We start from the raw sequence: 8833 nt of genomic DNA on the forward strand, positions 1-8833 counted from the left end.
CATGTACCACAACATTCTTGTTCCGATTTCCTTTGACTCCGAACGGGACGTTTCGGGCCCGCTGAAACTGGCCGAAAAACTGGCGACCCCGGATGCGAAGATCACGTTGATGCACGTGGTCGAACACATTCCGGACTATGCCATCTCGTACATGCCCGCCGAGTATCTGACCGAGGCGCGCAAGGCCATCCAGGGCGAACTGGACGCATTGGCCGCCAAGCTGCCAAATGCGCGGGCCGAGGTAGTCGAGGGGCATTCGGGCCGAACAATTCTGGACTGGGCCGAGACCAACAAGCCCGATCTGATCATTCTGGCGTCGCACCGTCCAGGTATGCAGGACATCTTTCTGGGTTCCACCGCGACGCATGTGGTGCGCCACGCGCAATGCGCGGTGCATGTGGTCCGGTAACTGCCAGTTCCGGCCCCGCGACAGGGGGCCGGATGCCTGCCGCGTCATCAATGGGTGCAGCAGAAAGAGCCGTGCTGGGCATCCTTCATCAGGCGGTCGAAGTCGCTGCCTTTCATTTCGATCAGGGTCTTGTGGTCCCCGGCCTCGAACCAAACGCGGTCAAGCCCGGTCAGGCTGTCATCGATGATGGTCGGCACGTCATAGGCAGATCCTATCGGCGGTGCCGCCCCCAGGTCGCAATCGTCAAAGACCTCTTCGACCTGCTCTTCGGGGGCCAGCCCGATGCGGCGCGACAGGATGGCTTGCAGGTTGGTCAGATCAACATGGTGGTTTGACGGAACGACGGCCAATATCGGTCCTTCCTCCATATGGATCAGGACGGATTTCGCCAGATGGTCGCCTGGTACATGCGCGGCTTCGGCGCATTCGGCGGCCGTGGGCGCATAAGGGTGCGGGATCATGTCAAACGGCAGTCCCCGGGCTTCGAGGTGGTGTTTAAGGCGCGTGGCAATGGTCATGGTGTCCTCCATGGAGCCATCGGCAACCCGGCCTTGCGCATCTGGCGCGCCAGGCGCCGAGTTTGGTGTGCGAGAAGCCCAGTCTGCGCCCATCGTCCGAGTCGGGCAAGTCTGTCGCTACAGATCGGATGCGGACAGGCGGTATGCCTTGCCGAATCCGGCGTTGAGCAGACCGTCGGTCACATCGAATCTGACAAAGCGGAAATCGGCGAAATCTGCATAAAGCCCGGCCTTGGGGCGCAGCGACAGGTAGCGGCTGCGCATGTGGTCATGTTCCAAAGTGCCGCGTGGGATCAGCGCCGCCGTGCAATGCAGCGTCAGACGTGGATGGGTCAGCGGGTCGCCCTTGGGGCTAGGTTCCCCGATCAGCAGGGCACAGGCGGGGTTGGCGTCAAGCGCCTGCGTGTGGCCAGAGAGGGACGAGATCAACGAAATCGGTTGCCCGCAGCCGCTTGTGGCAAGCGCGACGCGGGTGACCGAGGGTAGGGCGGTATCCGGCTGCAGTACTGCCAGGGCCGCGTGGGTTGCGCTCTGTACAAGGTCACGGGCCAGTGCGCAGGCGGTGTCATCGGCGGGCCGAAAGAGGTCGGTGCGGGTCATCGTGATGCCATAATCGAATTTTATCTCAGCATTCATGGCACAAGAGGCAATGTCGAGCGAAGAGATTATGCCAAACCCCCGGTCCCGCCAGCGCCAACGGCGGGCCGAGGCGTTGCGCAGAAAGGCGCTTTCGCCGGTGCGCATTCTGACCATGATCCTGGCGCTGCCGATTACGATCGCCTGTATCTCGTTTGGGGTCTACATGCGTACCAGCCCCTATGAACCGGACGAAGCCCTGTTGCATATCGTAGCACTGGCAGGCTGTGACGCAGCGAGGGCCGTGGGTGTGGCCCCCAGCTATCGCGGGATGGTGGGATATCACACGCGCAATGATCCGGATGGGGACGGGGTGGCCTGTGACGAGCCTCGCCCGGTGGCGGCTGGAACCTCAACCGCGTCGGCTGCCAAAGCACCAGTGCGGCAGGTAAAAGAACGGACAGTCGGCGGCGCAAAATTCGTGCGCCCCTGAACGCCGAGACTTTGTTGGCTGAGCAGGTTACGCCTCTGCTGGGCGATAGGCAAACCGATAAGCCAGCGCCACTCCGCCCGCGCCGCCGGCGATGTTGCCAAGTGTGACCCAGAACAGGTTGCTGAACGCAGCCGCCCAACCGATCCCTTCTCCCGCCAGTGCGCCCTGCGGTAGCAGGTACATGTTGGCGACCGAGTGTTCGAGGCCGAGCAGAACGAAACCCGCAATTGGCCAGAGGATCGCAAGAATCTTGCCCGCCGCTGTACGCGCGGCGAAGGTCAGCCAGACGGCCAGACAGACCAGCGCGTTGCAAAGCGCGCCGCGGGCGAAGGCCTCGACCGGGGACAGCATCGCCTTGCCCCGGGCGATGGCCTGGGCCGTCTCGCCCATCGGGCCGTCCAGCAGGCCGGTCAGCGCAAAGGCCACGGCCAGCCCGGCAGCGCCCGCAAGATTACCGGCATAGACCACCCCCCAGTTGCGCATGAGCGCGCGCAGGGTGATCCGCCTGTCAACTGCCGCCATGGTCATCAGTGCGTTGCCGGTGAACAACTCAGCCCCCCCCACCACTACAAGGATCAGGCCCAGCGAAAATACCACGCCGCCCAGAAATCGGGCCGGGCCAAACCCGGCATCCACGCCGGTCATCACCATGGTATAGGCTGCACCGCCAAAGCCGATGAAGGCCCCGGCCAGCAGGGCCAGTGTCAGGGTCTGGCCGGTGGCAAGGCGCGCCTTGGTCACTCCGGCGGTTTCGACCAGCCGGGCGATTTCGGCAGGCTTATAGGCGTCAAGGCCGGTGGGGTTTGCTTGTGTCATGGGCGCAGCATGACCGGATCGCCGCGTAAGCGTATTGATCGGGATCAAGGTGCGTCGGCCCAGTCAGCCCTTCATCGCGTGCAGCAGGTCAAGCAGGCGTTTGCGGTCCTGGTCGTCGGAATAATCGCCGGTGGCAAGGCGTTCTGCAATGTGCAGGCGCAGGCGCTCGTGCTGGGTCCGCACTTCCTCACCGGCGGTCTCGGCCAGTGTCTTCATGATCGCCGCAACCGCCTGCTTGCGCTTGGTGGTGGGGTTGGCAATGTAGTCGACAAGGCTCTGCTGACCGGAATCAAGAATATTTTCGGCCAGCGCGCGCAACTGGTCGCCGTTCGGTAAAAGCGGCGCGGGTGCGGTTTCAGGTGGCAGGATTTCCGGCAGGCTGCGCGGGGCTTCGCCCAGCACGTTGGCGCCGTCGACAAAGGCTTCGGTGATCATTCGGGTTATTTTTATGGCGCGCGGATCGCGGAACAGGGCCGAAGCAATCGCCACGCCATAATCGGTATAGACCCACGGATTGACCCGACGCCCGCCGCGGCCTCCGGGCTTTGAGATCACATTCCGTGATTGCAGCGCTGCCACTTCGTCGTCGGAGAGCTGGAACCGGTAGCCCTCGAACAGATCCGCGTTGCGCGACACCGCCTGATTGAAAGCGCTGACGGTCTTGCCATAGAACCGCGCAAGATCCTCGGCCAGCACCACCCGAACACCGCGCACCTTCTGGATGGCGTCCTGAACTTCGTGGGGTGTGGGCAGGGTCTTGGTCATAGCGTTTTGGAATCACAAATTGTGATTTCAAACGTGGAGCAGCCGGGGCGGCGCTGCAACCTTGAAGTGCAAATCTTCTCCTATCTGCGGAATTCGCCTGTAGCGCCGTCTCAATAATGCATGGGCAGGCTCTGAATAGCCTTGCTAGTTTCTTGAGGAAATCTGGCGATCCCGCGAGGACTCGAACCCCGAACCTGCTGATTAGAAGTCAGCTGCTCTATCCAGTTGAGCTACGGGACCGCTTGGGCCTTTCTTGCGGCTTTTAGCCAGCAGGTTCAAGAGCCAAGCGCATGAAAGCGCTATTGGGGTCGGCGTCATAGCCGTGGATCGGGCCGCAATAGCTGTATCCCAATGCCTCATACAGTCTGCGTGCGGCGTCATAACCCGAAAGATGCGCTGCTCCGGTTTCCAGCACAATCGCCGTTGCGCCGCCCGCCCGCGCCTCGTGTGCCAACCGCTCCATTAGCACCCGAGCCAGACCCCGGCCGCGGGCGGCGGCGGTGATATGCACCGATTTCACTTCGGCTGTGCCATCGGGCAGCGTCTTGAGCGCGCCGCAGCCGATCGGCGTGTGACCATCGAAAAGCGCCCAGAAACGCGTGCCAGTCTCGCGCAGAGTGTCGGCATCCAAGGTGTGATTGCTTTCATCAGGTCCGGCGTCGCGGCCATGGGCCATATGCGCCTCAATCAGCGGGCGCAGGTCGACCGCGCCCGGGTCGGCCTCGCGGATGTCGATCATTCAGTGGGTCCAGGGGCTGCGCCGGTCGGTGGCGAAGTTTTCGCCATAGCCACGCGGGCGCAGATTGGGCTTTCGCTTGTGCGGCTCGCTGACCTGCGCCTCGATCCCGTGGGCCTGAGCATATTCCAGCGCCTCTTCCTTGGTGTCAAAGCGCAGGCGCACCTGGGTTTGCGTATCATTCGAAGAGGTCCAGCCCATCAGCGGGTCCACCTCGCGCGCGGAGCCTTGGGCATACTCCAGAACCCATTTGCGGGTCTTTGCCATGCCCGATGTCATGGCGTTTCTGGCAGGCTGATAAATCCGTGCGCGCATTGCAAACTCCGTCCTTTTCGGCTTGTCCCTATATGCGCGCAAGCGTGCGCCCGGGCAAGACTGTTTTGTCAGGTTTCGACGCCATCCAGCCGCCCCTGTGGGCTGCGGATTGCCGCAGCCAACGCCTGAGCCAGCGATTGGTGCGATGGTGGCAGGACCGGACAGCGCGAACAGACGTTGGGATCGGGTTCCAGTCGCGATGCACGTTCGAAGGCCTTACGGGCCGCGTCCTGTTGTCCGCCCTCGCAGAGCGCCAGGGCGTGCATCAGATGCATCGCGCGTTCCTTTGGCCGGGTGTCCGCCGCCAGACGGGCGTCCTCGGCGGCCAGATCGAATTGCCCGGCGCAATAGTGGGCCACGGCCCTCAGGAACCGCCGATAGGGGATCATCGGGTTATGCACCTGCCGCTGCAGCAATAGCCCGAACTTTTCGGCCGCCTCGGCAAATGCGCCTTCGAACATGAGGATATGGCCCGCGAGTTCGTGGTTTTCGGCATAGGCGGGATTCAGGGTCCTGCTGCGTTCCAGATCGGATCGGGCGCCGGGCGCGTCGCCCAGACAGTTGATCCGGAAATAGCCGCGGGTCCAGAACACGTAATCGCTTGCCGGGTTCTGTTCGACGGCCGTGTCCAGATCGCGCTCCAACTGTTCCAGCAGGCTGTCGGGCAAGGTCTCGTACCGGGCCGCGTTCAGCATGATCTCGGCCTCTGCCCGCATCGCCAGCGCCACCCCGTCCAGCGGGTTCATTTCGATGGCGCGTTTCATCAGGCGCAGCCCATCGGCCCAGTCCTGATAGGTCAGCCGGTAGAAGGAATTCGCCGCGCGCGCGCGGAGTTCGGAAACGCTCAACTCCTCCTCGGGAATGTGTGCCAGCCGGTCGCCATCGAAGGCGTTGGTCTGGATGCGCAGGTCGGCTTCGGCCCGTTCCAGTACCACGTCGCAGAAATCAAAGATGTCCTTGGTGCTGCGGTCATAGCTTTCGGACCAGACGGGGCGTCCTTCTGCGCGCAGCACCAGCGTGAGGCTCAGCCGCCCCTTGCCGCCCGCCACCCGCAAGCGGCTTTTCAGATCATAGGTGGCCACATCAACTGGTTTGGCTGCCGCATCCAGAATGACGATACCCTGCCTTCGCGACATGCGGATCACCAACTGATCGTGCAGGTCGCCCGCCAACGCCGCAGTGTCAGAGTCAAGCGGCGCATACTCTATGGCCGCGACCGCAATCGACGTCACGCCGTCCGAACCGCTTTCGCGCCGCCTTGCGGGGCGCCATTGGTAAAGCCTGACCGGTTGCGCGATGTTTTTCAGGCGGAAGATGCCGGCATCCTTCAAATCCGCTGCCACAGCGCCTGACAATTGCCGAAACAGATCCTCGGACACCATCAGGCCGCCGGGTGGGGCTTCGGCCTCGATCCGTTGTGCGATGTTCAAACCCGAGCCATAGAAATCCTCGCCATCTTCGACCACTTCGCCGATATGGGCGCCGATGCGCAGCTTGATATCGGTCTCGGCCTGCAGCTTTTTCTGGATCGCCATGCCGCCTGCAACGCAGGTCGCGACTCCGGGAAACGACATGATCCAGCCGTCTCCCAGTCGTTTCAGGACCTTGCCGTCGTGCTGTCTTGCCAGTGGCTCGACCACGTTCTTGCGCAAGCTCCGCACGGCCTGGATCGTGCGGGCCTGATCCGCTTCCATCATCGCAGTATAACCGACGACATCGGCAAACATCAGAACCGCCAACTGGCTGTGCATGGACGTCCCCCTGGAAATATCCTGCCAGTCTAGGCAATCGGCACATTCTGTAAACCTCGCTAGCTTGTCCTTTCGATCTGCGTGCTCACCCGCGCCAGCGTTCCCAGATGCGAAGCGCGTGACCTGAGAAAGGCCATCAACCGGTCCGGATATCCTTCAGGTGGTGCATGGCGGACCGAGGTGCGCTTGCTGACAGCTTTACGCCATGTTGCGAGTTGCAGGTTTGGTGGCATCAGGCCGAATTCCGCGATGTCATCCAACGTATCGAAATAGCGAAAGATCGTGCCCCAGACACCGTCGACCATAAAAAACTGTTCTCCTCCAAAGAAAGGCCCCGATATCTCGGGCGCAATACGCTCCAGCCTTTGGCGCACGACCTGCCGCTTCGCTTCGAACGCATCGGCATCAGGAGCGTTGTAGAGTCCGGCAATCGCCGCCAGCGTGTCGGAGCCAAATTCGATCCACGCCCGGTGCCGCGCCCTATCCAGAGGATCATCCGGATGCAGTGACCCCGGTGTCACCTCATCAAGGTATTCCGCGATCACCTGGCTTTCGAACAGGACCCGGCCACTGGTTTGCAGCACCGGAACCCGGCCCAGCGGCGACAGTGCTCGAAACCAGCCGGGCTTGTCCGACAGGTCGATATAGGTGCGGCGATGCGGGATGCCTTTTTCGCTCAGTACGATCACCGCGCGTTGCACATAGGGGCACAAGTGGTGGCTGATCAGATGAAGGTCGGTCATGGGAGTCTCCATTTAGATGCAATTGCATGTAAATGGAAATGGGCCTCGCCTGTTGAAAGTCAATGCATATGCATCTAAATTCCGTACATGACCCTGTCTACCAAAGAAGCATTCGAGCTCTGGGTGCCGCTCGCGCGTGCCTACAAAGCCATTTTGAGTACGGTCGAACACGCCCTGAAACAGGCAGGACTGCCGGGTCTCGACTGGTACGACGTGTTGTGGGAACTGGAACAGGCCGACCCTGACGGGTTGCGGCCCTATGAGCTTCAGGATCGGCTGTTACTACCGCAATATGGGGTATCCCGAATGGTGCTTCGCCTTGAAAAAGCCGGCTACCTCAAGCGCATGTCCTGCGATGACGACGGGCGCGGGCAGATCCTTGTCCTGACGCCACAGGGCGCCGCCACGCGGTTGCGGATGTGGGAGGTCTATGCCCCCGCGCTGACCAAACAGATCAATAACCCGATGATGCAGGTCGAGAGGCACGGATTGACTGGCACGTTGAAGCAGCTTGAACTGGCCTCGAAATCGGGTGCCAGTGAATAATAATTCAGGCTGAAACGACGCGCCCCCTTGAACAAGAACAAAAACAGACCAAAATCGGGCGCGAAAGGAATCCCCCCTGATGCCTTACGCGCATTCCGACAAGACCCAACTGACCGCCGAAGACGTACGCGCGCGCCTGAAACTTGAGGGTGGCAGGCAATTCGTGATGCATACCGAATTCAATCCGGCGGGCGATCAGCCAACGGCGATCAAGGAACTGGCAGGCGGCGTGCTGGACGGTGAACGCGATCAGGTGCTGCTGGGCGCGACCGGCACGGGCAAGACCTTCACCATGGCCAAGGTGATCGAGGAAACCCAGCGCCCCGCCATCATCCTTGCCCCCAACAAGACGCTGGCGGCGCAGCTATACGGTGAATTCAAAGGCTTCTTCCCCGAAAACTCGGTGGAATATTTCGTGTCCTATTACGACTATTACCAGCCCGAGGCCTATGTGCCGCGCTCTGACACCTACATAGAAAAAGAATCGCAGATCAACGAACAAATCGACCGGATGCGCCACTCGGCCACGCGGGCGCTGCTGGAACGCGATGACGTGATCATCGTCGCCTCGGTCAGCTGCATCTACGGTATCGGCTCGGTTGAAACCTACGGGGCGATGACGCAGGATCTGAAGGTCGGTCACGAATACGATCAGCGGCAGGTGATGGCCGATCTGGTGGCCCAGCAATACCGCCGCAACGACCAGGGGTTTCAGCGCGGCTCGTTCCGGGTACGGGGCGACAGTTTGGAAATCTGGCCCGCCCACCTCGAAGACCGCGCCTGGAAGCTGTCCTTCTTCGGCGAGGAACTGGAACAGGTCACCGAATTCGACCCGCTGACCGGCGAAAAAACCGACACGATGGACCATATCCGGGTCTATGCGAATTCCCACTACGTGACGCCGAAACCGACGATGCAACAGGCGATCATCGGGATCAAAAAAGAGTTGCGGATGCGCCTCGACCAGCTGGTCGGCGAAGGCAAACTGCTCGAGGCGCAGCGGCTGGAACAGCGCACCAATTTCGATCTGGAAATGCTGGAAGCGACAGGCGTCTGCAACGGGATCGAGAACTATTCGCGCTATCTGACCGGTCGTGCACCGGGCGAGCCGCCCCCGACCCTGTTCGAATTCATCCCCGACAACGCCATCGTCTTTGCCGATGAA

At 61.6% G+C, this 8833-nt stretch carries 12 protein-coding genes and 1 tRNA gene; 4 read left to right on the forward strand and 9 right to left on the reverse strand.

Translation table 11 applies throughout. The features are described from left to right. The first annotated feature begins 1 nt into the window (after position 1). A complete protein-coding gene (locus AC2FLX_RS21425) occupies positions 2–409 on the forward strand; it encodes a universal stress protein (RefSeq protein WP_480750211.1) in 408 nt (135 codons plus the stop codon). A gap of 47 nt (positions 410–456) precedes the next feature. Here the strand turns inward: AC2FLX_RS21425 and AC2FLX_RS21430 are convergent, their stop codons facing one another. Then, positions 457–927, reverse strand: coding sequence for an aminoacyl-tRNA deacylase (locus AC2FLX_RS21430; protein WP_480750210.1), 471 nt, complete (start codon positions 925–927; stop codon positions 457–459). 117 nt (positions 928–1044) lie between these two features. Further along, positions 1045–1671, reverse strand: coding sequence for a HugZ family pyridoxamine 5'-phosphate oxidase (locus AC2FLX_RS21435; protein WP_496810602.1), 627 nt, complete (start codon positions 1669–1671; stop codon positions 1045–1047). Here AC2FLX_RS21435 and AC2FLX_RS21440 point away from each other — a divergent pair. Then, the gene (locus AC2FLX_RS21440) at positions 1664–1996 is read left to right on the forward strand and encodes an excalibur calcium-binding domain-containing protein (protein ID WP_496810603.1); all 333 of its coding nucleotides are present in this window, start codon (positions 1664–1666) and stop codon (positions 1994–1996) included. The genes AC2FLX_RS21435 and AC2FLX_RS21440 overlap by 8 nt on opposite strands. Before the next feature lie 27 nt (positions 1997–2023). Here the strand turns inward: AC2FLX_RS21440 and AC2FLX_RS21445 are convergent, their stop codons facing one another. The 7 genes from AC2FLX_RS21445 to AC2FLX_RS21475 all read right to left on the reverse strand — a co-directional run bounded on the left by AC2FLX_RS21445 (position 2024) and on the right by AC2FLX_RS21475 (position 7122). Beyond that, positions 2024–2812 carry a formate/nitrite transporter family protein gene (locus AC2FLX_RS21445; RefSeq protein WP_496810604.1) on the reverse strand — a complete coding sequence of 263 codons (789 nt, stop codon included), beginning with the start codon at positions 2810–2812 and terminating at the stop codon, positions 2024–2026. 63 nt (positions 2813–2875) lie between these two features. Continuing rightward, entirely contained in the window at positions 2876–3577 is a 702-nt protein-coding gene (locus AC2FLX_RS21450) for an ORF6N domain-containing protein (protein ID WP_496810605.1), read from the reverse strand. A gap of 163 nt (positions 3578–3740) precedes the next feature. Beyond that, positions 3741–3817 (reverse strand) — tRNA-Arg (locus tag AC2FLX_RS21455). A gap of 22 nt (positions 3818–3839) precedes the next feature. Next, on the reverse strand, positions 3840–4316 hold the full coding sequence (locus tag AC2FLX_RS21460; protein ID WP_480750746.1) for a GNAT family N-acetyltransferase: 477 nt from the start codon (positions 4314–4316) through the stop codon (positions 3840–3842). Next, the gene (locus AC2FLX_RS21465; protein WP_480750745.1) at positions 4317–4628 is read right to left on the reverse strand and encodes an ETC complex I subunit; all 312 of its coding nucleotides are present in this window, start codon (positions 4626–4628) and stop codon (positions 4317–4319) included. Positions 4629–4696: 68 nt separating this feature from the next. Further along, positions 4697–6379: an adenylate/guanylate cyclase domain-containing protein gene (locus AC2FLX_RS21470; protein WP_496810606.1), complete on the reverse strand. Its 1683-nt coding sequence runs from the start codon at positions 6377–6379 to the stop codon at positions 4697–4699. A 59-nt stretch (positions 6380–6438) separates the two neighbouring features. Beyond that, positions 6439–7122 carry a glutathione S-transferase family protein gene (locus AC2FLX_RS21475; RefSeq protein ID WP_496747029.1) on the reverse strand — a complete coding sequence of 228 codons (684 nt, stop codon included), beginning with the start codon at positions 7120–7122 and terminating at the stop codon, positions 6439–6441. Positions 7123–7209: 87 nt separating this feature from the next. Between AC2FLX_RS21475 and AC2FLX_RS21480 the strand changes: the two genes are divergently transcribed. After that, positions 7210–7668, forward strand: coding sequence for a MarR family winged helix-turn-helix transcriptional regulator (locus tag AC2FLX_RS21480; RefSeq protein WP_496810607.1), 459 nt, complete (start codon positions 7210–7212; stop codon positions 7666–7668). A 79-nt stretch (positions 7669–7747) separates the two neighbouring features. Then, a partial coding sequence (locus AC2FLX_RS21485; protein WP_496875544.1) for a DEAD/DEAH box helicase family protein occupies positions 7748–8833 on the forward strand: 1086 nt, incomplete at its 3' end.

The organism is Ruegeria sp. YKSF57 (assembly GCF_059612585.1).

Bases quoted from the DNA above. Each gene is read 5' to 3' on its own strand.
- AC2FLX_RS21465 (WP_480750745.1), bottom strand. From the start codon at position 4,628: ATGCGCGCACGGATTTATCAGCCTGCCAGAAACGCCATGACATCGGGC.
- AC2FLX_RS21450 (WP_496810605.1), bottom strand. From the start codon at position 3,577: ATGACCAAGACCCTGCCCACACCCCACGAAGTTCAGGACGCCATCCAG.
- AC2FLX_RS21425 (WP_480750211.1), top strand. From the start codon at position 2: ATGTACCACAACATTCTTGTTCCGATTTCCTTTGACTCCGAACGGGAC.
- AC2FLX_RS21475 (WP_496747029.1), bottom strand. From the start codon at position 7,122: ATGACCGACCTTCATCTGATCAGCCACCACTTGTGCCCCTATGTGCAA.
- AC2FLX_RS21480 (WP_496810607.1), top strand. From the start codon at position 7,210: ATGACCCTGTCTACCAAAGAAGCATTCGAGCTCTGGGTGCCGCTCGCG.
- AC2FLX_RS21435 (WP_496810602.1), bottom strand. From the start codon at position 1,671: ATGCGCACCGGCGAAAGCGCCTTTCTGCGCAACGCCTCGGCCCGCCGT.
- AC2FLX_RS21460 (WP_480750746.1), bottom strand. From the start codon at position 4,316: ATGATCGACATCCGCGAGGCCGACCCGGGCGCGGTCGACCTGCGCCCG.
- AC2FLX_RS21470 (WP_496810606.1), bottom strand. From the start codon at position 6,379: ATGCACAGCCAGTTGGCGGTTCTGATGTTTGCCGATGTCGTCGGTTAT.
- AC2FLX_RS21445 (WP_496810604.1), bottom strand. From the start codon at position 2,812: ATGACACAAGCAAACCCCACCGGCCTTGACGCCTATAAGCCTGCCGAA.
- AC2FLX_RS21430 (WP_480750210.1), bottom strand. From the start codon at position 927: ATGACCATTGCCACGCGCCTTAAACACCACCTCGAAGCCCGGGGACTG.